Genomic DNA, 22,844 nt, shown 5'->3' on the forward strand with positions numbered 1-22,844 from the left:
ATCGTAGAACGCACTGTCATAGAATACATTCATTATTATAACAATATTCGTATTCAAACCAAACTAAACAACCAATCACCGATAAACTATCGGCAATTGGCTGTTTAAAAGGTGTTTTGACCCCTGTCTCAAAAACGGGGGTCAGTCCCATGCCGGGCGCTTTTTTTATCTCGAAAACTCATGCTCGATAGCGTTTGGTGTACTCTCTCTAAATTTATCTTTTTTTATCGTGAAAATGTTATTGATTTTACGCTTGAGCGATTATAAAATCTAGAGGTCGTCAGAAAATTTAACAAACATAAAGGGAGTCATCAGAATGGCTTGGGAGCTGCTCAGTGTGATTGGTATCATTGCGTTTGCAGTCAGCGGCGCAATCGTTGCGATGGAAGAGGAATATGATATTTTAGGAGTTTATATATTAGGGATTGTCACAGCTTTTGGAGGGGGAGCGATCCGCAATTTGCTGATCGGTGTTCCGGTGTCAGCACTATGGGAGCAGGGAGCGTACTTTCAAATCGCGCTCTTATCCATTACGATTGTGTTTTTGTTCCCGAAGCTGCTGCTGAAGCATTGGAATAAGTGGGGCAATTTATCAGATGCGATCGGTCTCGCAGCCTTCGCTATCCAAGGCGCATTGTATGCCGTCAAAATGGGCCATCCGCTTAGTGCCGTCATCGTGGCAGCGGTGCTGACGGGAAGCGGCGGCGGAATCATTCGCGATCTTCTTGCCGGGCGCAAACCGCTTGTGCTGAAAGCAGAAATTTATGCGGTCTGGGCGGCTCTCGGCGGTTTAATCGTCGGCTTGGGCTGGCTGGGAAACTCGTTCGGCTTGTACGTACTGTTTTTCGTGCTCGTTGTTTGCCGCGTTTGTTCCTATATGTTTAATTGGAAGCTGCCAAACCGTTCTTTTCGTTTAGATAACTAACATTAAAAAAACCGATTTCAATTTGAAATCGGTTTTTTTGCATATAAATAACCCAAACCTTGATTGATATTGGGTGAATGTGCTAAGATAAATTGTATTTGCGTATTTTTATCATATATTGATTAGATGTATCCAATTATATTTTACAGTGTTTCATCGGTGTTTGTCAACTATTTTCTGGAGGTGCCGTTCATGAATCAGCAGGATAAGGAATGGAAGGAAGAGCAGTCAAGAATAGATGAGGTGCTGCAGGAGCTCGGCAAAAAAGAGCGGTTTCTGGAAACGTCTGCGGGCGGGTTAAAGCATGATATTATCGGATTAAGAAAAAGCTTTTGGGAGGATGTTACGGTTAATCTTGATGATGCCCATGAAGCGGTTGAAACGATGGCAAGCATTAAGCAGCAGGCAGAGCTGCTGTCTGATCGGGAACGGAATCATCGGCGAATGGATCAGCAGCTCAAACGAATTCATCAATTAAAAGCTTCGCCTTATTTCGGCCGGATTGATTTTATTGAAAACGGTGAGGAGCAGGCAGAGCGAATTTATATCGGTTTAGCTTCTTGTATGGATGAGAAGGAGGAACACTTTCTGATCTATGACTGGAGGGCGCCGATATCAAGCATGTACTACAATTATTCCCCAGGAAAAGCGGAGTACGAAGTGCCCGGTGAAACGATAGAAGGAGAAATGGTACTGAAACGCCAGTTTATCATTAAAAACGGTGCTCTCAAGGCGATGTTTAATACTGATATGACAATCGGCGATGAAATGCTGCAAGAAGTATTAAGCCATCACTCTAATACCCAAATGAAAAACATCGTGTCTACGATCCAGAAAGAACAAAATCAGATTATCCGTAATGAAAAAAGTAAATTCCTAATCGTGCAGGGAGCGGCTGGCAGCGGGAAAACATCGGCAGCGCTTCAGCGTGTCGCTTATTTGTTATACAGGCACCGCGGCGTCATAGATGCCGGACAAATCGTTTTATTTTCTCCCAACTTTTTATTTAACAGCTATGTCTCCTCTGTTTTGCCTGAGTTAGGGGAAGAGAACATGGAGCAGGCGACGTTTCAGGAATATATCGAGCATCGGCTTGGCCGCAAGTTTCAATGTGAAAGCCCCTTTGATCAGCTTGAATATTGTCTGACTGAAACAAAGGATGGCGGTTTTCCAACAAGGCTTGCGGGAATCATATGTAAGGCGGGATTATCTTTTCAGCAATTCATTGATGAATACGTCACACGGCTGTCCTCTGAAGGGATGATCTTTAAAAATATCATCTTCCGCGGACAAAAGCTGATCACAAAGGAACAAATTCAATCATATTTTTACTCACTGGATCAAAGACAGTCCATTCCGAATCGGATGGAGCAAACAGCGAAGTGGCTGCTGAGTGAGTTAAACAAGCTTGAGAAAAAGGAACGTCGTAAGGATTGGGTCGTTCAGGAAGCTGAGCTGCTCGACAAAGAGGATTACCTGGACGTGTACAAAAAGCTCCAGGAAAGGAAACGGTTCAGTGAGAGTACGTTTAACGATTATCAAAGAGAGCAGCAGCTGCTTGCCGCTATCATTGTAAAAAAGGCTTTCAAACCGCTCAAACAGGCGGTCAGACTCCTTGCATTTCTTGATGTGAAACAGCTGTACCTGCAATTGTTTTCTGGCTGGGGAGGGAAATCTCAGCACGAGAAGATGGCAGCAATAGGAGAGCTGACCCGATCGGCATTTGCGGAAAATAAATTGCTCTATGAGGACGCGGCACCGTTTCTTTATATGCAGGATCTGATTGAAGGCAGAAAGAAAAATACGAAGATCAAACATCTTTTTATCGATGAAGCTCAGGACTATTCACCGTTTCAGATGGCGTACATGAGAAGCATTTTTCCGGCTGCCAGCATGACAGTGCTCGGTGATATCAATCAGTCCATCTACGCCCATGCCATACATGGCGCAAAGCGTATGGATGCGTGCTTTGAAGGTGAGGCGGCTGAATATGTTCGTTTAAAGAGAACGTACAGGTCGACAAGGCAGATTGTAGAGTTAACAAAAGCGATGCTTCAGGACGGAGCGGACATTGAGCCTTTTAACAGAAACGGGGAAATGCCTCTCGTTTATAAAACCGAAGGACGAGAGGATCTTTGTCAAAAGCTTACGAAAGAAATTGAACGGCTCAAGAAGCAAGGTCACGAAACGATAGCCGTCATTTGCAAGACTGCGCAGCAATGCATACAGGCGCACGCTCATATGAGTGAATATATAGATGTTCGACTGATTCATAAAGAAAATCAAACATTCCAAAAGGGAGTTTGTGTCATTCCGGTGTATTTAGCGAAGGGAATTGAGTTTGACGCAGTACTTGTCTATGATGCTTCAGAAGAACATTATCAAACAGAGCACGATCGCAGGCTGTTATACACTGCCTGCACCCGTGCGATGCATACGCTGACGGTGTTTTATACAGGTAAGGCAAGTCCGTTTGTAACGGCTGTGCCGTCTCATTTATATGAGAATGCTGAATGAAGAGAAGGGAACCCTTCTCTTTTTTTATTTAAATGAAATAAGGTGGTTTTATCATTAGGATTCTTAATAGTTATCATCATGTAAATATATTTTACTTAAGCCTAGTATTCCGGTAAAGTTCAATTAGATGCAATTTTCGATCAGTTTATAACTTTGTGAGGTGGATACGTTGCAACTTCAGGTAATGAACAGTCCGTTTAATCAGGAGCAGGCAGAGCTCCTTAACCGCCTTCTGCCAACCTTGACCGAATCTCAGAAAATCTGGCTGAGCGGATATTTATCCGCGCAATCTGTTTCCGCCCAAGAAACTGCGGGGGCGCCGGCGGCAGCGTCTGCAGCAGCGGCGGCACCGGCCGTTTCAAAGGAAGTAACCGTTCTTTACGGTTCACAGACGGGCAACGCACAGGGGCTTGCAGAAAATGCCGGCAAGCAGCTTGAGCAGCGCGGTTTTCAAGTAACTGTCTCGTCCATGAGCGATTTTAAGCCGAATCAGCTGAAGAAAGTAAATAATCTTTTGATCGTCGTCAGTACGCACGGTGAAGGCGAGCCGCCTGATAACGCGCTGTCGTTTCATGAATTTCTCCATGGAAGACGGGCGCCTAAGCTTGAAGCTCTTCGTTTTTCTGTTTTGGCGCTTGGTGACAGTTCATACGAATTTTTCTGCCAGACAGGGAAAGAATTTGATCAGCGCTTAGAAGAACTCGGCGGAAAACGGATTTCTCCGCGCGTTGATTGCGATCTTGACTATGATGAGCCGGCAGCCGAATGGCTTGAAAGCGTATTTGAGGGTTTAAGTGAAGCCGGGGGCGGAAGTGCCGCGCATGCTCCAGCAGCGCCTCAAACCGGTGAGTCTTCCTATTCCAGAACAAACCCGTTTCGGGCTGAAGTGTTAGAAAATTTAAATTTGAACGGCAGAGGATCAAATAAAGAAACACGCCATGTGGAGCTGTCTCTTGAAGGCTCTGGCCTGACTTACGAGCCTGGTGACAGCCTCGGCGTTTATCCGGAAAACGATCCGGAGCTTGTCGAGCTGCTGCTTAAGGAAATGAATTGGGACCCGGAAGAAATTGTGACGCTTAATAAGCAAGGTGATGTCCGCCCGCTGAAAGAAGCGCTGATTTCTTACTATGAGATTACCGTTCTCACAAAACCGCTTCTTGAACAGGCAGCCCAGCTGACAGGCAGCAATGAGCTTAGAGAGCTTTTAGCCCCGGGGAATGAGGGGAATGTAAAAGCGTATATTGAAGGACGCGATTTGCTTGATCTTATTCGTGATTATGGCCCGTTCAGTGTATCTGCGCAGGAGTTTGTCTCGATTCTGCGAAAAATGCCGGCCCGCCTCTATTCGATCGCGAGCAGTTTATCCGCAAATCCGGATGAAGTGCATTTAACAATCGGTGCAGTCCGCTACGATGCGCACGGCCGTGAACGTAAAGGCGTCTGCTCGATTTTATGCGCGGAGCGTCTGCAGCCGGGAGACACACTGCCGGTTTATGTCCAGCACAATCAAAACTTTAAGCTTCCGAAAGATCCTGAAACGCCGATCATCATGGTTGGCCCTGGGACAGGCGTCGCGCCGTTCCGTTCCTTTATGCAGGAGCGCGAAGAGATGGGAGCGGAAGGAAAAGCATGGATGTTCTTTGGCGATCAGCATTTTGTCACGGATTTCCTTTATCAGACAGAGTGGCAGAATTGGCTCAAAGACGGTGTGCTGACAAAAATGGATGTCGCGTTTTCACGTGATACGGAAGAAAAAGTATATGTGCAGCACCGCATGCTTGAACAGAGCGCGGAATTGTTCGAATGGCTTCAAGAAGGCGCGGCCGTGTACATTTGCGGTGATGAAAAGCACATGGCGCATGACGTCCATAACACATTGCTTGAAATTATCGAGAAAGAAGGCAATATGAGCCGCGAAGAAGCGGAAGCTTATCTTGCCGATATGCAGCAGCAAAAACGCTATCAGCGTGATGTATACTGATTTGACTTGAAAGGAGTTTTTCAACATGGTGACCAAAATCTTAAAAGCACCGGACGGCTCTCCAAGTGATGTTGAACGCATAAAAAAAGAAAGTGATTATTTGCGCGGCACACTGAAAGAAGTGATGCTCGATCGGATCAGTGCCGGAATTCCGGATGATGACAACCGCCTGATGAAACACCACGGCAGTTATTTGCAGGATGACCGCGACCTCCGCAATGAACGCCAAAAGCAAAAGCTTGAACCGGCATATCAGTTCATGCTGCGCGTGCGTATGCCAGGAGGCGTTTCAACGCCTGAGCAATGGCTTGTCATGGATGACCTTTCTCAGAAATACGGGAACGGCACATTAAAACTGACGACACGTGAAACGTTCCAAATGCACGGGATTCTGAAATGGAACATGAAGAAAACCATTAAGACGATTCACTCAGCTCTTTTGGATACGATCGCAGCCTGCGGAGACGTAAACCGCAATGTCATGTGTGCATCGAATCCTTATCAGTCTGAAATCCACTCAGAAGTATACGAGTGGTCTAAAAAATTAAGTGATGATCTGCTGCCGCGGACGAGGGCATATCATGAAATTTGGCTTGATGAGGAGAGAGTGGCTGGCACGCCGGAAGAAGTCGAGCCAATGTACGGACCGCTCTATCTGCCGCGGAAATTTAAAATCGGTATTGCTGTTCCGCCGTCTAATGATATTGACGTCTTTTCACAAGACCTTGGATTCATTGCGATTGTTGAAGATGGCAAACTGATCGGTTTTAACGTGGCCATTGGCGGCGGTATGGGAATGACGCATGGCGACACAGCGACATATCCGCAATTAGCCAAGGTGATCGGGTTCTGCCGTCCTGAGCAACTGTATGACATTGCTGAAAAAACGATTACAATTCAGCGTGATTACGGAAACCGTTCTGTCCGCAAAAATGCGCGATTCAAATACACGGTTGACCGCCTCGGTTTAGAAACCGTAAAGGAAGAATTGGAAAACCGTCTCGGCTGGAGTCTGGAAGAAGCGAAGCCGTATCATTTCGATCATAACGGCGACCGCTACGGCTGGGTAGAAGGCATTAAGGATAAATGGCATTTTACGCTGTTTGTTGAAGGCGGCCGTGTGACGGATTACGATGATTATAAGCTGATGACAGGCTTGCGGGAAATTGCCAAAGTTCATACAGGCGAGTTCCGTCTGACAGCCAATCAGAACTTGATTATCGCGAACGTTTCAAGCGATAAAAAAGATGAAATCAGTGCGTTAATCGAGCAATACGGACTCACTGACGGCAAGCATCATTCAGCGCTCCGCCGCAGCTCTATGGCGTGCGTCGCTCTTCCGACCTGCGGATTGGCAATGGCTGAAGCAGAACGTTACTTGCCGACCCTTTTAGATAAGGTTGAAGAGATCATTGACGAAAACGGCCTTCGTGATCAGGAAATTACCATTCGCATGACAGGGTGCCCGAACGGTTGTGCACGCCATGCGCTCGGTGAGATCGGATTTATCGGAAAGGCGCCGGGCAAATATAATATGTATCTTGGCGCTGCATTTGACGGAAGCCGTTTAAGCAAAATGTACCGTGAAAACATCGGTGAAGAAGACATTTTAAGCGAGCTGCGCGTCCTTCTTTCCCGCTATGCGAAAGAACGCGACGAAGGCGAGCACTTCGGTGACTTTGTCATTCGCGCCGGTATCATTAAAGCAACGACTGACGGCACGAATTTTCATGATTGATAAAGAAAGACGAGAGACAGGGAATAGCTCCCTGTCTCTTTTTATCTGAAATTTGCTCTTCGGCAAAAAAGTTCACTGTGAGCATATCATGAGAAATAATACCCTAAAAAGGGTACTATAAAAGAAGACAAGTGTGGAGGGAACTCCTGCGGAATCACATATCGGATGCAAGGCCATCCTAGCCTAAAGCCTCTTTTAAACAAGCAGCTTCATCGACTCATCATGCACGAACACAACAGACGAAGGAGGTCATGCATTTGGACATATTTTTAGTTGTTCTCGTTTTATTAACGATTATTGCGATATCCAATATCGTGAACCGGTTTATTCCGTTTATTCCAGTGCCTCTGATTCAGGTGGCGCTTGGGATTCTTGCCGCCTCATTTCCACAGGGGCTTCATTTTGAATTAAGTACTGAATTGTTTTTTGTTTTGTTTATCGCGCCTCTTCTATTTAATGATGGGAAGAGAACGCCGCGGGCAGAGCTTTGGAATTTAAGAGCCCCGATTTTATTGCTTGCACTCGGTCTTGTATTTGCGACTGTGATTGTAGGAGGCTACACGATTCACTGGATGATTCCTGCTATTCCGCTGGCAGCGGCTTTCGGACTTGCGGCCATTCTTTCACCGACTGATGTCGTCGCTGTCAGCGCATTATCAGGAAGAGTGAAAATGCCAAAAGGGATTCTTCGCCTGCTGGAAGGTGAGGGGCTGATGAATGACGCATCAGGTCTGGTGGCCTTTAAGTTTGCGATTGCAGCGGCAGTGACTGGTGCATTTTCATTAGCACAAGCGGCTGTCAGCTTTGTCTTTATTTCTCTCGGAGGCTTGCTGTGCGGGGTTGTCATTTCATTCTTGATTATTCGTTTTCGCCTATTTCTGCGCCGCCTTGGCATGCAGGATGTCACGATGCATATGCTGATTCAAATTCTGACGCCATTTGTGATTTATTTGGCAGCTGAAGAAATCGGCGTTTCCGGCATTTTAGCTGTTGTGGCTGGCGGTATTACCCATGCTGTTGAGCAGGATCGTCTGGAATCAACGATGATCAAGCTGCAAATCGTCTCCTCAAGTACGTGGAACATTATTTTATTTATTTTGAACGGCCTGGTCTTCGTTATTCTCGGCACGCAAATCCCTGATGTTATTTCTGTTATCTTTAACGACACTGCCATCAGCAACATGAAGGTGATTGGCTATATCCTTGTGATCACATTTACGCTAATGCTCCTCAGATTTCTGTGGGTGCTGTTCTTCTGGAACGGCAAGTGGTTCTTTAATAAGGATCAGAACATCTATAAACCTGGTCTTCGTTCGACGCTGTTAATTTCGATTTCCGGCGTGCGCGGAGCTGTAACACTTGCGGGTTCTTTCTCCATACCGTATTTTCTGGAGGACGGCACGCCGTTTCCGGAAAGAAATCTGATTCTCTTTTTAGCAGCCGGCGTCATTTTATGCACACTTGTCATTGCCACCGTTGTGCTGCCGCTTCTGACTGAAAAAGAAGAAGAGGACGAGGAACGAAATAAGAAGCTGCTGACGGCGAGACGCAAATTGATCAAAACAGCTCTCCAAACGATTAAAGAGGACATGAACGATACAAACAAAACAGCCTCTCTTGCGGTGATAGCTGAATACAATGAGAAAATGAAAAATCTTCGTTTTCAGCAGTATACATCATCTAATCGTATCAAAAAGCAAGAGCGAAAAGTCCGTGCGCAAGGGGTTAACGCTGAGCAAGAGGCGCTGGTGAAAATGCTGGAGCGGGGAGACATCCCGGAAGAAACAGCAAACGTGCTGCAAGAACGGTTTAATGAATTAGAAATTTTGTATGCCAACCCATTTAAGGTCGGATTATCAAAAACAAGGCTCAAGCGGCTAATGTATTGGATTTTCTTCGGTGAACATAAAAAGCCGGAGATGTCGATTTTAAATGAAGCGGGATTGATACGGGCAACGAGAGTGAAAACGGCAAAAGCAGCGATAGACTATCTGGAAAAACATAAAACGGAAGAACATAAAGAAGTGTTTTTATCTGTCATTTCGTTTTATAAACAGTTGATTTTCAGGCTGGAGCACAGCCATCATGAGCTGAAATCAAGCGCTCATTTTGAAAATCAGAAGCTGGAAGTGAAGCTGAAGGCTGTGCAGGCGATCAGAAATGAAATTCAGACGCTCTTTGAGGAGCGGGAAATTTCCCGGGACATCTCCCATGAGCTTCGCCAATACATTAATGATGTGGAAGCCGCCATGCTTGAAGGCGGCGAATAAAAAGCAGCAAAAAAGCTGGCGTTAGAGCGCCAGCTTTTTTCAATATTAGGGGCGATGGAATTCGACAGTGCTGCCATCCCGGTCGAACCAGCCTCTGAAGGCCCAGTTGATCCAGCCGCCATCACCTTTGTTTGTAAAGGTTCCGTCTTCAAATACCCAAATGCCGTACGTAATGCCGTCGTAAACGGCTGAACCGTAAAATTGCACACCGTTTAAGTGATCTTCATATTCCTGGCTTAAATTAAATACCATGACATTGTATTTTTGGCCGGAAGCGTAGAAGGAAGACTCCATGAGGTTTTTCACAAATCCATCCCGGTTCTGTGCGGATTTAATGGCGTCCGCAATCTGATTGGCAATGCCAAGCACATCAAGGTTTACATTTAAACCGACCTCAGCGGCAGTTGTTCCGGCTGTTGTTGTCTGCGAGATCTTCGGAGCGGGGTTTTCTTCAGCGGAAGCTAAGGACAAAGGGGCAATTGTCAAAGCGGCACCAAGCGCAAGTGTCATTGGAATACGAATACGTTTCAATGTGGTTCCTCCTTTGTATATTGTGGTTTACACTATTCGCATACCCTGCTCACTTTTTTTGTAATCTCAATATTGTTAAAATAGGAAAAAAATAGTGTGTTAGTTTGACCGTGCTGTGAAAAAAGAAGCAAAAAGAGGCTCTTAAGCGTATTATTGGTATCGGCTGAGAGGAATGTGAGATAATATAGACACTTACATTTCATTGAAAGGGTGGATGTTCAAGTGGCAACAAGTTTAAAAGATACTGTAAAGCTACATAACGGAGTTGAAATGCCTTGGTTCGGTCTTGGTGTTTATAAAGTAGAAAACGGAAGTGAAGCGACTGAATCAGTGAAAGCGGCAATTAAAAATGGCTACCGCAGCATTGATACAGCAGCGATCTACAAAAATGAAGAAGGCGTTGGCATCGGAATTAAAGAATCCGGTGTGGCAAGAGAAGAGCTCTTCATTACATCAAAAGTATGGAATGAAGATCAAGGCTACGAAACAACGCTTGCTGCCTTTGAAAAAAGCTTGGAAAGACTTCAGCTTGATTATTTAGATCTATATTTAATCCACTGGCCTGGCAAGGATAAATATAAAGATACGTGGCGCGCGCTTGAAAAGCTGTACAAAGACGGCAAAATCCGCGCGATCGGCGTCAGCAACTTCCAAGTTCATCATTTAGAAGAGCTATTGAAAGATGCTGAAATCAAACCGATGATCAACCAAGTGGAATTTCACCCGCGTTTGACGCAAAAAGAATTAAGAGATTACTGTAAAGCGCAAGGCATCCAGCTTGAGGCATGGTCTCCGCTCATGCAGGGACAGCTTCTGGATAACGAAGTGCTCGCACAGATTGCTGAAAAGCACAATAAATCTGTGGCTCAAGTGATTTTGCGTTGGGACCTTCAGCATGAAGTTGTAACAATTCCAAAATCCATCAAAGAACACCGTATTATCGAAAACGCTGATATTTTTGATTTCGAATTGTCTCAAGAAGACATGGACAAAATTGACGCATTAAACAAAGATGAGCGTGTCGGCCCAAATCCCGACGAGCTTCTGTTTTAATGAAAAACTCCCCGTCACGGCACGGGGAGTTTTTTAGTGTGTCTTTTTCTGTTGAATGAAAAACAGCATCAAAAAGGAAATGAAAACGATACAGACGACCCACGCCCAGGCAAGGGCATTGTTGCCGGAATCCAATGCGACATAAATGGCCGTCGGCAGTGTTTGCGTGACACCGGGGATGTTCCCTGCAAACATGAGTGTGGCGCCAAATTCTCCGAGCGCCCGCGCAAGGCTGAGGATGCTTCCGGTCAGCAATGAAGGATAGGCGAGCGGGACGGAAATATGGATAAATACCTGCCATCTGCTTGCGCCGTCTACCATTGCCGCGCCCTGTATATCGGGATCAATGTCGGCAAATCCGGTTTTGGCGGATTGATACATAAGCGGAAAGGCCACAACAGCCGAGGCAATCACAGCGGCCCACCAGGTGAAAATGACAGGCTGCTGAAAGACCCATTCGATGGCTTGTCCAATGAAACTGTGCTTTCCGAAAATGACGATCAAAATAAAACCGACAACAGTTGGCGGAAGAACGAGCGGAAGCATAAAAAAAGTTTCGAGAGCCGTTTTTCCGAAAAATGATGCCCGCGACATCCACGCTCCAGCCAATGTTCCGAGAATAATGACAACAATGCCGGCAACTGCCGCCACTTGGAAGGAAAGCACAACAGGTGTGAAAAACTCTGAAGCGCTTATGCTATTCGGCAGTAAAACCATATTTCTCAAATACTTTCATTGCTTCATCAGATTGCAGGTAATCGTAAAATTCCTTCGCTTCCTTACGGTGTTTTGTATCTTTTACAATTCCTAACGGATAGACAATCGGGCTGTGTGTATCTGCTTTTGCCTCATCAATGATGTTGACCTTTTTAGAGATCAGTGCATCTGTTTTATAAACAACACCTGCATCCACATTGCCGGTTTCAACATAAGAAAGAACTTGGCGAACGTCTTTTCCGTAAACGATCTTATCCTTCACTTTGTCCCATAGAGACAGCTTTGTCAGTGATTCTTTCCCGTAAGCTCCTGCCGGCACGGATTCCGGTGTTCCGAGGGCGATTTTTTCTGAGTCAGCCAGATTGCTGAAGCTTGTCACAGGTGACTCTCCGTTTTTCGGCACGACCAGTACAATTTCATTGCCGACTAAATCAGTGCTGTCTTTTTTGGCGATATCTCCATCATCCACCAGCTTTTGAAATTTATCCTCAGCAGCTGAGAAGAACAGATCTGCCCCTGCTCCTTGAGAAATTTGTTTTTGCAAGGCGCCGGAAGAGCCAAAGTTATCTTGGATTGTAATGTTTTGATGTTCTTTTTCGTAGTTCTTTTGGATTTCCTCAAGCGCATCCTGTGCACTGGCGGCAGCTGAGATCGTTAACGTTACTTCTTTCTCGCTGTCCGTTGAAGACTGGTTTGCAGAGCAGCCTGCTGCAAGCAGAAAAGCGGTTAAGGCTGCTGTTAGAATGGAATACTTTTTAAACATAATTGCACCCCTTATGATTAGTTATATCTAATTATAACTGATTATGTTTGGTTTATGTGGGTTTTTTTACATTCGATGAAAAGGTATAATGAAGTAGGAGAGTGATGAATATGAATGAAACCTCTTCCTATACGATAGAAGAAGTTGCAGGTCTGCTGAAGGTATCAAAGCTGACCGTTTATGATTTGATTAAAAAAGGCATGATCCCTGCTTACCGTGTCGGGAGGCAGATGCGTGTGGATGAAGAAGATTTAAAGCAATATAAGATGAATATGAGAATGTCTCAGCCCATTGCTATAGCTGAAGAGCCGAAAAAGATGCATGAGGCAGAGCCGGACGGCAGACCGAATGTCATGATCAGCGGACAGGACATTTCGATGGATCTGCTCAGCAAGCATTTGGAGAATATCATTCAGGAGACGCCGCTCCGCAAATACAAAGGAAGCTTAAACAGCCTGATTGATATGTATCAAGGCAAGTGTGACATTGTCAGCCTCCATTTATACGATGCGGAAACGAGGCAGTATAATGCGCCTTATGTAAAACGAATTTTGTCAGGTGAACCGTTTTGTCTGATCAATGTCGTTCTCCGCAAAGCCGGACTGTATGTTCAAAAAGGGAATCCGAAAAACATTCAAGGCTGGGAAGACTTGAAAAGAACCGATATCCGAGTTATCAACAGGGAAAAGGGTTCGGGCGCAAGAGTGCTCCTTGATGAACAGCTTGGCTTGCTTGGTGTGAATTCGGCTGATGTAAAGGGATACAGCGATATCGTGACCGATCATTACGCTGTCGCTTCACAAGTCTCAAGCGGACAGGCTGACGCGGGAATCGGAGCGCAGCATGCTGCACATATGGGCAGTGTTGATTTTATCCCGCTCATTGATGAACAATATGATATCGTCATTTTGAAAAAACATGAGCAGCTGCTGAAGGCCGTGAAGGAGATCTTGAATTCTGAGGAATACAAGGCGAATCTGTCTCATTTAAACGGCTATCAAACGAAGCTGACCGGCAAAGTGATGTTTGAAACGTAAAAAATCCCTCTGTAAAGAGGGATTTTTTATTCATAAAAACGGAGCAGGTCACCGTTTAAGATTTTATCAGAGAGAGACAGTTCTTCGTTTGCTTTCTCCTTATAAGAAAGGCACGCATCCTGATCTTCCAGCACTTCCCCTGTTTTTTGGCTGTAGCACGTGTTTTTCGTGTATACATAGTCGTTCGTAATAAAACTGCCGTTTCTCAGCACGGCGAACGGGGTGCGGTCGTTGGACAGCAAATCATTGCCAAATTGAATATTGCCTTTTGTATCAACGCCGAGCAGATGCATCAGTGTCGGCCTGACATCGACCTGCCCTCCGGCATCAGAGATGGTTTCTGGCTTTTGATCTGTGATTCCCGGGATATGTATGATAAACGGCACCCGCTGGAGCTGAACATTGTCATACGGAGTGATTTCATTTTTTCCTAAAAACTCAGCCATCGCATCGTTATGGGCTTCTGAAATGCCGTAATGATCTCCCATAAATACAATCATCGAATTTTCGTATAAGCCTTTGTCCTTCAGCTTTTTGATAAAATGCTTCAATGCCTCATCTTCATAGCGCACCGTGGTCACATAGCGGTTTAACAGGTCGCTGCTTGAATCGTATTCATCAATCAGCTGATCCTTCTCATCGATCTCAAACGGAAAATGATTCGTTAACGTGATGAAACTGCTGTAAAACGGCTGCGGCAGGCTTTTCAGCTTGCCGGCGGACTGCTCTAAAAATTCCTTATCCTTTAAGCCCCAGCTTGTCGATGACCCGGGAGTGACATGGAAATCATCAACATCAAAAAAGCGGTCAATCCCAAATGTTTCGTACATCACATCTCGGTTCCAAAATGTTTTATGGTTGGCGTGAAAGACGGCTGAATAATAATCATGTTGCTTCAGCGATTTGTACATTGTATGAAATTGATGGTCGCTTTTCGTGAAAAAGACGGCGCCGCTAAGGGAAGGATACAGTGAGTTAGCGACGATGAATTCTGAATCAGAAGTTTTGCCTTGTTCGGTTTGCTGATAGAAATGATCAAAGTAATAGCTTTTTTTGATGAGATCATTCATGAACGGAGTGATTTCTTTTCCATTTACCTTTTCATTCAGAACAAAGCTTTGGGTCGATTCAAGCGTGACAAAAATGACATTGCGCCCCTTTGCCAGCCCGAATTTGCTTGGGGCAGGCTTGCTGTAGTCTGCCTCTGTGTAGTTTTTAATGGTGGTCATGCTGTCTTCATCTGCAAATGCTTTCGCGCTTATATTCACAGTCTGAGAAATCGTATCGTAGATATGGAACTGAAACAGACCGATGCTTTTGACGAGCATTTCCCGGTCAAAGGAATGTGCCAAAAGCTTCGGCTGCTGTACTTCTGCAAGTGCCAGGGTGCATAGAATCATGCCGCAGGAAGCTGCATAGTACCGTTTGACTGTGCGGGGGGCGGCTTTTGTCTGCGGATGCTTCTCTTTTCTGGCCAGCAGCAGAAGAAAAACCAAATCCGCAAACAGGGCGATAAACAGAGGATTGAACAGTTCTTTTACACTGCTGCCCATATCGCTCATGTTACTGGCCTGAAACAAAACCGGGATGGTAATAAAATCGATATAAAAGCCGTAAAAAATCGTATTGGAGATCAAGATAACAGTCAGAACCAAATTGGCAATCAGCAAAAAGACCCGCTGTTTGTTTTCTTTCAGAAGCAGGCCGATCCCGAATAAAGGAAGGATAAAGCTGAGCGGATTGATCAGCAAAATCAGCTCCTCCAACAGAGTATCGATCTGCAAATCAAAGCCCAGTTTATAAATCACATACGTTTTGATCCACATGAATACGATCGAAAAACATAAAAACCGCTGATTGGGAAAAAAGGTTCCTTTCATCAATATGACTCCTCACGTTTCCTTGATCTCTGCATGAAATGCTTCTTATGTAAAACCTACTAAAAACAGTCCGTTCAGACAAGTGTCAGCACTCACGTTTAAAACATGCGCCCATGAAACAGCATATAAAAATAATAACATGAAGCAATTGTCAGGCCGGCTAACACAAGCTGCTCAGAAAAACTGCCTGTCTTCATATATAATGGGAGCCGTACGCGAATCGTTGAAGGGAATAATAATTTGATTCCATTCACCGTCCAAGCGTCAAGAATCAAGTGGCTCACCATTCCGATCATCAGCCCGGTTGATATGTTTTTATTTGGAATATATGTGGCTGTGATAAAAAACATGATGAGCAGAAACAGCAGGCTGTGCGTAAAGGTTCTGTGTCCAAAAACAGAGCTGACCGCTTTCGATAAGATAGGAAATCTTCTCCCGATTTTACTTTGTGTGTGGCAGATATCGGGTATTAATGCCCCAACCGCGCCGGACGCAGCCATAAGCACTGGATCAAATCCATAATAATAAGCCGCTGCCGTACAAGAAGCGATGCCTCCCATGATGTGTGTTTTTCCTGTCATTTCTCGCTTCTCCTTTTATCTTTTGCAAAAATCTCTGAATTACAAATATATCAAGAGAATGTATGTTTGATCAACAGGACTTTGGACGATAAAAAATTTCCCGCATAATTTTTTAAGGAAAAAGGCATCTTAAAAATGTACCTATTTTCTAAAAGAGGTGATTCGAATGGGTTTCTTTAATAAAGATAAAGGAAAACGTTCTGATAAAGAAAAAAACGTAATCCAGGGAGCTCTTGAAGATGCCGGTTCAGCTCTAAAAGATGATCCGCTTCAAGAAGCTGTGCAAAAAAAGAAAAATAATCGATAAACCACAATGCGGATAGGGCTTGTCTCTATCCGTATTTTCCATCTGTTCCCTTTGACAGATCACTCTTTCTTTGATAACCTTCTGGAAGTAACTGAATATTTAAATCCTCACTCTTTCTCAGTGAGGTAGAGGTTGCGCGGATGATGAGTCACACATGCCAGGCTGACAGGAGCTGTTAAACATGTGTAAAAGGCATCAGCGCCGAAGTGTAGAGAAAGCCGATCCTTCTCTATGCTGGGACTGTATCTGAATAAGTGCAGGACTGCCGCGTGCTTTTTCGCGGAGGGCTATCCGGAGATCAAGGGTGTGTGTTTCTTTAAGCATGGACTTTTGTTCAGGCTTTTTTTGCGTTTACATGATCTCGGGGTCTGGTCCGTACAAAGAATCATGGAGGTACTGGAATGGAACAGACGAAAAAATGGGGTTTTTGGTTATTAACGGCGTTTGTCGTTGGAAATATGGTTGGATCAGGAATTTTCTCCTTGCCGAGCTCGCTTGCTTCAATCGCGAGTCCGTTAGGCGCCACGTCCGCCTGGCTTTTGACAGGTGCCGGCGTGCTGATGATTGCACTTGTCTTCGGGCACTTGTCCATTCGCAAGCCTGAACTGACAGCGGGGCCGCAAAGTTATGCAAGAGCGCTGTTCTCTGATCCGAAGAAAGGGAACGCTGCCGGTTTCACAATGGTGTGGGGCTACTGGGTGGCGAGCTGGATCAGTAACGTGGCGATCATCACTAGTCTCGCTGGTTACTTGACTTCGTTCTTCCCGATCTTGGTTGATAAACGTGAAATGTTTTCGATCGGCGGGCAAGAGGTGACACTCGGCCAATTGATGACGTTTGCTGTATGTACGATCTTGTTATGGGGAACGCACACGATTCTTGTTGCAAGCATTAACGGTGCAAGTAAATTGAACTTTGTCACAACGCTTTCTAAAGTATTAGGTTTTGTCTTCTTTATCGTTGCCGGATTGTTTGTGTTTCAAACGACATTATTCGATCATTTTTATTTCCCGATTCAAGGAGAAAACGGCACAAGTATTGGAATTGGCGGCCAGGTGCATAACGCCGCGATTTCTACACTGTGGGCGTTTGTCGGAATTGAATCAGCGGTTATCCTGTCCGGCCGTGCGAGCTCTCAGCGTGATGTGAAACGTGCGACAATTACCGGCTTGCTGATTGCTTTGAGCATTTATATTATTGTGACTTTAATTACGATGGGTGTTCTGCCGCATGAGAAGCTTGTCGGCTCTGAAAAACCGTTCGTTGATGTGCTTTATGCGATTGTCGGAAACGCGGGAAGCGTCATTATGGCTCTTTTGGCAATCCTTTGTTTATTCGGAACGATGCTCGGCTGGATATTGCTTGGCTCTGAGGTCCCATACCAAGCCGCTAAAGCAGGAGATTTCCCGGCATTATTTGCGAAAACGAATAAAAAAGGAAGTCCGGTTATCGCACTAATTATTACAAACGTTATGTCACAGGTCTTCATTTTCTCGGTTATTTCCCGGACAATAAGTGACGCATTTACATTTTTAACGACAGCGGCAACGCTTGCGTATTTAATTCCGTATTTGGTATCAGCGATCTACAGCTTGAAGCTTGTCATCAAAGGTGAAACGTATGACCAGCTGAAAGGCTCCCGTGTAAAAGACGGATTGATTGCAATATTAGCATGCGCGTACTCAGTGTTTGTTATCGTAACAGGCACAGCGGATTTAACGACATTTATTCTCGGCATTGGTTTATTCTTTGTCGGTCTGGTGATTTATCCGTTTGTGATTAAGAAATTCTCGAAAGAAAAACAAACATAATAATCCGAAAAGGTACGGTTTTCTTTTCAATAAAAAACGCTGCAATATCAATTGCAGCGTTTTATTTATGTTGTGTTTGTATTTCATCGCTTGAGCGTTTATTTCCTTTATAGATAAAATAAAGGGCAATCATCATAAAGAGTAATGCAAAAGAACGTTTCAAATCTAAAGGTATGACTAAACTATGGAACCAGCCAAAATGATCAATAATCAATCCAATTACAAGCTGGCCAATGATCCCAGCAATATTTGTTGCAATGACCCCGATTCTTGGTACAGCCATAACAGTGAGAAGCAAGTACATAGTACCCAAAAATGCGGCACTTAACTGCCATTTAGGTGCTTCTAATATAGCAAGCACATCTCCATGGCCGAAAAAAAGAATAAAAATGAGAAGAAACATAAATCCGGTTATAAAAGTTAAAAGTGTTGTTTCAATTGTTCCAGCTTTTCGGCTAAAGGTGCCATTAATAGACGATTGTGCACTTAATGTGATGCCGCCCAATAAAGTGAATAAAATCATAAATATACCCATTTTAGACCTCCTAGTAAATTAAAATAAGAGCAATAATCATCGAAATAACTGCAAATATTTTTTCTTTATTGATTCTCGTTTTCTTGCTGCCAAGCCAACCATAATGTTCAATAATCATACTCATTATTAATTGGCCAATAATAACTGCTACCATAGTGAGTCCAACACCAACAAAAGGAACACTAATCACAATAGATGTTAAATACACAACACCTAAAACACCTCCAAGAAGTGACCATTTAGGTGCTTCAACAGCATATGAAAGTTTCCCTTTTCCAAAGAATATCCACAGTAAACCCATAATGATTGAACCCATAAAGAAATTATAAAAACTAGTTTCGAGTTGGCCTATAGTTTTTCCTAGTTCACCGTAGATTGCTCCCTCAAAGCTAAGTGCTGACCCTGCTAATAACGCTAGTATATATGCGAAGTAACGCATTAGATCCCTCTCCTTATATATTTAAATATCTAGAATTATCGATATTAAGTAGATTGAAAACAGAAATCATCCAGTTTAGATTTCTGTTTTAAAATATTCAGCTATCTGCTGAATCACTTCTTCATTTCGCCTGTAATAGGTCCATTGACCATAACGAACAGATTCAAGCAGGCCGGCATTCTGCATCAAGTTTAAGTAATGTGAAACTGTAGATTGAGAAGCTTTGGCTTTTTCTTGAATATCCCCTACACATACTCCTCCTTTAACACTGACCTCCTTTGGCAGGTGAGCGCCTTGTTTAGGGAAATGCTTCTCCGGTTCCTTCAACCAATGCAAAATGTTAAGCCGAGTTTCATTTGATAAGGCCTTAAATACATCGATTGGTTTCATGGTCATATTATATATCGATTTTTTTCGATATGTCAATTTGGAAAGTTATTAATGCTCATTAGGCACTGTTACTTATTATTTTGCCCTGTTTAAATAGATCGTCCCATTCTTTTTTGATAATAAGCAAAAGAGCCGTATCTAGGGCGGCTCTTTTATTTATTTTGTTAAGCTTTCCGTAATAAACTTCAGTTGGCCCTCCAATGAAATCGGATCTGTGAAATAGAAGCCAATCGGGTCAATCTTATAGACATGGTCATTTTTAACGGCGCTTAGGTTCTTCCAAATGGAGCTGTCAAATACGCCGCCATCGTCACCGCCTGATTGCCATGGGCCTGCGAAAATATAATCCCCGGCGAAGTCAGGGAGCTTCTCTAATGAAATACTTGTATATCCAGGGCCCTGGTCAATGGCTTTTTCCTTTGTCAGCTTTGTAGCCTGCAGGCCGAGATCTTTGTAAATGATGCTTCCGCCTCTTCCGAAATCTTTACCGAATACGTAAATGTCTTTTCCGTTCGTTTGCATAATGGAAATGGTTTTGTCACCGACGGCTTTTTTGATTTTTGTTTTAGCTGCCGCAACTTTTTTATCCCACTCAGCCAGCCATTTTTCGGCTTTATCTTCAGTTCCCGTCATTTTTGCAAATTCTTTCAGCTGTTCGATGTTGTCGAGCTTATCGTATTTTACCGCGACAGTCGGCGCAATTTTTTCAAGCTTTTTCATATCAGCGCCTTGCGTTGTCCAGACGATAATCAGGTCAGGGTTCAAATCAATGACTTTTTCAACGGAAGTGCCGTCTCCGATGTTTGTGACACCGTCGGTTTTTCCTTTGTAGTAAGGGTTTTTAAATACATTCTCAGGCGCACCGACGACGTTGATGCCCAGTGTTTTGAAGTATCCGTAGTAGCCGTCTGCCATGACAACCACTCGTTTAGGGTGCTTAGGAATTTTTACATTTCCGTTTTCAGCCTTGTATGTAAAGGTTTCTTCGTCTTTTGAATCAGAGGAAGAGCCTTTGCTTTCTGAGTTATTCCCGCAGGCTGCCAGCGCTGCGATCAATAGGAGGGCAAAAAACGCTGCTCCGATTTTCTTGTATGTATGGGTCATATCTCATACCTTCTTTCTGAAAGATAGATGATAAAGAGAATCATTATCAATGTGATTATACCATCGCAAGTGCCGGTTGGCACGATATTTTTGCAAATATATTCTCATTTTTATTTAAAACGCTCTATTAAATCAGCGGAAAAAAGTGATATACTGGAACAGCAATTGATAATCATTATCATTGATGAAAGGAAGTACGGCTGTTGAGTCAAAAGAAAAATATACAGACCACATCAGAAGAAATCCAATGGACGTCAAGGTCATTTGGCGCAGTCATGGTCCTTATTGCAGGGATATGCTTGCTATGCCTTGGCGCACTTTTATCCATATCCCTCGGTGCTGCGGATATTCATTTGCGCACTGTGTGGGACGCCATTTTTCATTTTCAGCCGACAGAGACGTCCCACCAAATCATACATGATCTCCGGCTGCCGAGAACGGCTGCGGCCGCGCTTGTCGGCGCTTTATTAGCTGTATCAGGGGCGATCATGCAGGGGATGACGAGAAACCCTTTGGCAGAGCCTTCGATTATGGGCGTTACATCGGGCTCTGCGTTTGCCATTTCGATTGCGTTTGCCTTTTTTCCCGGACTTTCGGCTATGGGGCTTGTGCTATGGTCCTTTGTCGGAGCGGGGCTGGGGGCATCAATGGTAATGGGCATCGGCATGTTTTCAAAAGGCGGACTTACGCCTGTAAAGCTTGCTCTGGCGGGAACAGCAGTTACTTATTTCTTTACGGGCATTTCAACTGCTATCGCAATTCGCTTTGATGTCGCTCAGGATATCAGCTTTTGGTATGCAGGCGGAGTAGCGGGTGTGAAATGGTCAGGTGTCCAGCTTTTGCTTATCGCAGGGGCTGTCGGTTTAACGCTTGCGTTTATCATCGCCCGGTCCGTGACAGTACTAAGTCTTGGTGACGATCTGGCGAAAGGGCTTGGACAATATACATCAGCGGTGAAACTGGTTGGCATGCTTGTCGTTGTGATTCTGACGGGAGCTGCAGTTTCTATTGCCGGCACCATCGCATTCATCGGGCTGATCATTCCGCATATTACCCGGTTTTTGGTCGGTGTGGATTATCGGTGGATCATTCCTTGCTCGGCGGTTCTTGGTGCTGTCTTGCTTGTGTTTGCTGATATTGCGGCAAGACTCGTAAACGCGCCCTTTGAAACGCCTGTCGGCGCGCTGACCTCTCTCATCGGCGTTCCCTTTTTCTTTTATTTGGCACGTCGTGAAAGGAGAGGGCTGTAATGAAAACAAAAACGAAAAAACCGCTCGTTGTGATGGCTGTGACCTTTCTGCTCATCGTGCTGGTCTTTTTTATCAGTCTGAATTTGGGCGTCATCAAAATTGCACCGCTTAAAACGCTTCAGGTCTTTTTCGGCCAAGGAACGGCGCGTGACGAGCTTGTCTTATTTGAATTCAGGCTGCCCCGGATCATCCTTTCCTTGCTCGTTGGGGCTGGGATAGCTGTTGCCGGAGCCATTTTGCAAAGCGTGTCTCAAAATGATCTGGCAGAGCCCGGTATTCTCGGAATTAACGCCGGCGGCTCACTTGCTGTGGTGCTTTTTATTTACTTTTTTCAAGGATCAGCTTCAGATCTCAGCTTTTTCGGAACATTTATGCTGCCTTTCAGTGCTTTGGCAGGCGCAATCCTCGCCGCGTTTCTCATTTATCTTCTGGCTTGGAAAAAAGGTGTGACTCCGATTCGGCTGATTTTAGTCGGCATTGGCGTGAATGCCGGATTTAACGCCCTGTTGCTGATTTTTCAGCTCAAGATGGACCCTCATGATTTTATGCAAGCAGCGGTTTGGATCTCCGGCTCGATATGGGGGGCGAACTGGAATATGATCTGGGCAATCCTTCCTTGGATTGTGATCTTGCTTCCGTTTACTTTATATAAGGCACGCTATTTGAACATTTTGCAGCTCGGAGACCAATTAGCGACCGGGCTGGGCACTGCTGTTGAAAGGGAAAGACGGATTCTCCTTCTGGCAGCGGTCACTCTTGCCGCTTCATGCGTGGCAGCTGCAGGGGGCATCGCGTTTCTCGGATTGATCGCGCCCCATGTGGCAAGAAGGCTTACCGGTCCCCGTCACCAGACGCTGATACCGGTCTCCGCCTTCATCGGCGCATTTCTGTTTTTGCTCGCTGATACGCTGGCGAGAAATGTATTGGCACCGTCAGAAATTCCGGTCGGACTTGTCATTTCCGTGTTAGGTGCGCCTTACTTTATTTATTTATTGATGAAAGCGAATTAGAGGAG

General features: G+C 44.7%; 21 protein-coding genes and 1 riboswitch. Of the genes, 12 read left to right on the forward strand and 9 right to left on the reverse strand.

The annotated features are described in order from the left end of the window. From BSI_RS22255 to BSI_RS04900, 6 genes are all read left to right on the forward strand, one after another. Positions 1-108, forward strand: a 108-nt coding sequence (locus BSI_RS22255; protein ID WP_139312028.1) for an IS3 family transposase, incomplete at its 5' end; no start/stop codon positions are given. A 208-nt stretch (positions 109-316) separates the two neighbouring features. Then, positions 317-925: a trimeric intracellular cation channel family protein gene (locus tag BSI_RS04920; RefSeq protein ID WP_003219999.1), complete on the forward strand. Its 609-nt coding sequence runs from the start codon at positions 317-319 to the stop codon at positions 923-925. 192 nt (positions 926-1,117) lie between these two features. Beyond that, a complete protein-coding gene (gene helD / locus BSI_RS04915; protein WP_003240673.1) occupies positions 1,118-3,442 on the forward strand; it encodes an RNA polymerase recycling motor HelD in 2,325 nt (774 codons plus the stop codon). A gap of 169 nt (positions 3,443-3,611) precedes the next feature. Continuing rightward, entirely contained in the window at positions 3,612-5,423 is a 1,812-nt protein-coding gene (locus BSI_RS04910; protein ID WP_032732254.1) for an assimilatory sulfite reductase (NADPH) flavoprotein subunit, read from the forward strand. Between the two features lie 25 nt (positions 5,424-5,448). Continuing rightward, entirely contained in the window at positions 5,449-7,161 is a 1,713-nt protein-coding gene (cysI, locus tag BSI_RS04905) for an assimilatory sulfite reductase (NADPH) hemoprotein subunit (RefSeq protein ID WP_003240679.1), read from the forward strand. Positions 7,162-7,418: 257 nt separating this feature from the next. Beyond that, a complete protein-coding gene (locus BSI_RS04900) occupies positions 7,419-9,431 on the forward strand; it encodes a Na+/H+ antiporter (protein WP_003240681.1) in 2,013 nt (670 codons plus the stop codon). A gap of 45 nt (positions 9,432-9,476) precedes the next feature. Here BSI_RS04900 and yvgO read toward each other — a convergent pair whose 3' ends face one another. Next, a complete protein-coding gene (gene yvgO / locus BSI_RS04895) occupies positions 9,477-9,962 on the reverse strand; it encodes a stress response protein YvgO (RefSeq protein WP_003240683.1) in 486 nt (161 codons plus the stop codon). A 222-nt stretch (positions 9,963-10,184) separates the two neighbouring features. Between yvgO and pgoN the strand changes: the two genes are divergently transcribed. Beyond that, positions 10,185-11,015, forward strand: coding sequence for a glyoxal/methylglyoxal reductase (pgoN, locus tag BSI_RS04890; RefSeq protein WP_003240685.1), 831 nt, complete (start codon positions 10,185-10,187; stop codon positions 11,013-11,015). 33 nt (positions 11,016-11,048) lie between these two features. Here the strand turns inward: pgoN and modB are convergent, their stop codons facing one another. Beyond that, positions 11,049-11,741 carry a molybdate ABC transporter permease subunit gene (gene modB, locus BSI_RS04885; protein WP_133486029.1) on the reverse strand — a complete coding sequence of 231 codons (693 nt, stop codon included), beginning with the start codon at positions 11,739-11,741 and terminating at the stop codon, positions 11,049-11,051. Continuing rightward, entirely contained in the window at positions 11,713-12,495 is a 783-nt protein-coding gene (gene modA, locus BSI_RS04880) for a molybdate ABC transporter substrate-binding protein (protein ID WP_003240689.1), read from the reverse strand. Before modA ends, modB begins: the two co-directional genes overlap by 29 nt. Positions 12,496-12,605: 110 nt before the next feature. Here modA and BSI_RS04875 point away from each other — a divergent pair, with 110 nt between their 5' ends. Next, positions 12,606-13,532, forward strand: a complete 927-nt coding sequence (locus BSI_RS04875; protein ID WP_003240691.1) for a substrate-binding domain-containing protein — start codon at positions 12,606-12,608, stop codon at positions 13,530-13,532. 26 nt (positions 13,533-13,558) lie between these two features. On the opposite strand, the gene BSI_RS04870 is transcribed toward BSI_RS04875, so the two are convergent. Both BSI_RS04870 and BSI_RS04865 read right to left on the reverse strand, forming a co-directional pair. Next, positions 13,559-15,412 carry an LTA synthase family protein gene (locus tag BSI_RS04870; protein ID WP_003240693.1) on the reverse strand — a complete coding sequence of 618 codons (1,854 nt, stop codon included), beginning with the start codon at positions 15,410-15,412 and terminating at the stop codon, positions 13,559-13,561. A gap of 98 nt (positions 15,413-15,510) precedes the next feature. Next, a complete protein-coding gene (locus BSI_RS04865; protein WP_003240695.1) occupies positions 15,511-15,993 on the reverse strand; it encodes a metal-dependent hydrolase in 483 nt (160 codons plus the stop codon). A gap of 166 nt (positions 15,994-16,159) precedes the next feature. On the opposite strand from BSI_RS04865, the gene sspJ reads away from it, so the two are divergent. After that, complete coding sequence (gene sspJ / locus BSI_RS04860; RefSeq protein ID WP_003240697.1) at positions 16,160-16,300, forward strand: small acid-soluble spore protein SspJ; 141 nt, start codon at positions 16,160-16,162, stop codon at positions 16,298-16,300. 118 nt (positions 16,301-16,418) lie between these two features. Continuing rightward, positions 16,419-16,598, forward strand: a riboswitch (Lysine riboswitch). A gap of 103 nt (positions 16,599-16,701) precedes the next feature. Continuing rightward, positions 16,702-18,111, forward strand: a complete 1,410-nt coding sequence (locus BSI_RS04855; RefSeq protein ID WP_003240702.1) for an amino acid permease — start codon at positions 16,702-16,704, stop codon at positions 18,109-18,111. 61 nt (positions 18,112-18,172) lie between these two features. On the opposite strand, the gene BSI_RS04850 is transcribed toward BSI_RS04855, so the two are convergent. From BSI_RS04850 to BSI_RS04845, 4 genes are all read right to left on the reverse strand, one after another. Beyond that, a complete protein-coding gene (locus BSI_RS04850; RefSeq protein WP_003240704.1) occupies positions 18,173-18,646 on the reverse strand; it encodes a DMT family transporter in 474 nt (157 codons plus the stop codon). Between the two features lie 10 nt (positions 18,647-18,656). After that, positions 18,657-19,085 (reverse strand): DMT family transporter, encoded by a 429-nt coding sequence (locus tag BSI_RS0121490; RefSeq protein WP_032732255.1) that lies wholly within the window; start codon positions 19,083-19,085, stop codon positions 18,657-18,659. 75 nt (positions 19,086-19,160) lie between these two features. Next, positions 19,161-19,475 carry an ArsR/SmtB family transcription factor gene (locus BSI_RS0121495; protein WP_032732273.1) on the reverse strand — a complete coding sequence of 105 codons (315 nt, stop codon included), beginning with the start codon at positions 19,473-19,475 and terminating at the stop codon, positions 19,161-19,163. Positions 19,476-19,631: 156 nt separating this feature from the next. Then, entirely contained in the window at positions 19,632-20,579 is a 948-nt protein-coding gene (locus tag BSI_RS04845) for an iron-hydroxamate ABC transporter substrate-binding protein (protein WP_003240717.1), read from the reverse strand. Between the two features lie 203 nt (positions 20,580-20,782). Between BSI_RS04845 and BSI_RS04840 the strand changes: the two genes are divergently transcribed. Both BSI_RS04840 and BSI_RS04835 read left to right on the forward strand, forming a co-directional pair. Next, positions 20,783-21,829: a FecCD family ABC transporter permease gene (locus BSI_RS04840; RefSeq protein WP_003240722.1), complete on the forward strand. Its 1,047-nt coding sequence runs from the start codon at positions 20,783-20,785 to the stop codon at positions 21,827-21,829. After that, entirely contained in the window at positions 21,829-22,839 is a 1,011-nt protein-coding gene (locus BSI_RS04835; protein WP_003240724.1) for a FecCD family ABC transporter permease, read from the forward strand. Before BSI_RS04840 ends, BSI_RS04835 begins: the two co-directional genes overlap by 1 nt. The last annotated feature ends 5 nt before the right edge of the window (positions 22,840-22,844 follow it).

The sequence above is a fragment of the Bacillus inaquosorum KCTC 13429 genome, assembly GCF_000332645.1.
Lineage (GTDB): Bacteria > Bacillota > Bacilli > Bacillales > Bacillaceae > Bacillus > Bacillus inaquosorum.

Bases quoted from the DNA above. Each gene is read 5' to 3' on its own strand.
- BSI_RS04920 (WP_003219999.1), top strand. From the start codon at position 317: ATGGCTTGGGAGCTGCTCAGTGTGATTGGTATCATTGCGTTTGCAGTC.
- helD (WP_003240673.1), top strand. From the start codon at position 1,118: ATGAATCAGCAGGATAAGGAATGGAAGGAAGAGCAGTCAAGAATAGAT.
- cysI (WP_003240679.1), top strand. From the start codon at position 5,449: ATGGTGACCAAAATCTTAAAAGCACCGGACGGCTCTCCAAGTGATGTT.
- modA (WP_003240689.1), bottom strand. From the start codon at position 12,495: ATGTTTAAAAAGTATTCCATTCTAACAGCAGCCTTAACCGCTTTTCTG.
- BSI_RS04875 (WP_003240691.1), top strand. From the start codon at position 12,606: ATGAATGAAACCTCTTCCTATACGATAGAAGAAGTTGCAGGTCTGCTG.
- BSI_RS04870 (WP_003240693.1), bottom strand. From the start codon at position 15,412: ATGAAAGGAACCTTTTTTCCCAATCAGCGGTTTTTATGTTTTTCGATC.
- BSI_RS04865 (WP_003240695.1), bottom strand. From the start codon at position 15,993: ATGACAGGAAAAACACACATCATGGGAGGCATCGCTTCTTGTACGGCA.
- sspJ (WP_003240697.1), top strand. From the start codon at position 16,160: ATGGGTTTCTTTAATAAAGATAAAGGAAAACGTTCTGATAAAGAAAAA.
- BSI_RS04855 (WP_003240702.1), top strand. From the start codon at position 16,702: ATGGAACAGACGAAAAAATGGGGTTTTTGGTTATTAACGGCGTTTGTC.
- BSI_RS04850 (WP_003240704.1), bottom strand. From the start codon at position 18,646: ATGGGTATATTTATGATTTTATTCACTTTATTGGGCGGCATCACATTA.
- BSI_RS0121490 (WP_032732255.1), bottom strand. From the start codon at position 19,085: ATGCGTTACTTCGCATATATACTAGCGTTATTAGCAGGGTCAGCACTT.
- BSI_RS0121495 (WP_032732273.1), bottom strand. From the start codon at position 19,475: ATGAAACCAATCGATGTATTTAAGGCCTTATCAAATGAAACTCGGCTT.
- BSI_RS04845 (WP_003240717.1), bottom strand. From the start codon at position 20,579: ATGACCCATACATACAAGAAAATCGGAGCAGCGTTTTTTGCCCTCCTA.
- BSI_RS04835 (WP_003240724.1), top strand. From the start codon at position 21,829: ATGAAAACAAAAACGAAAAAACCGCTCGTTGTGATGGCTGTGACCTTT.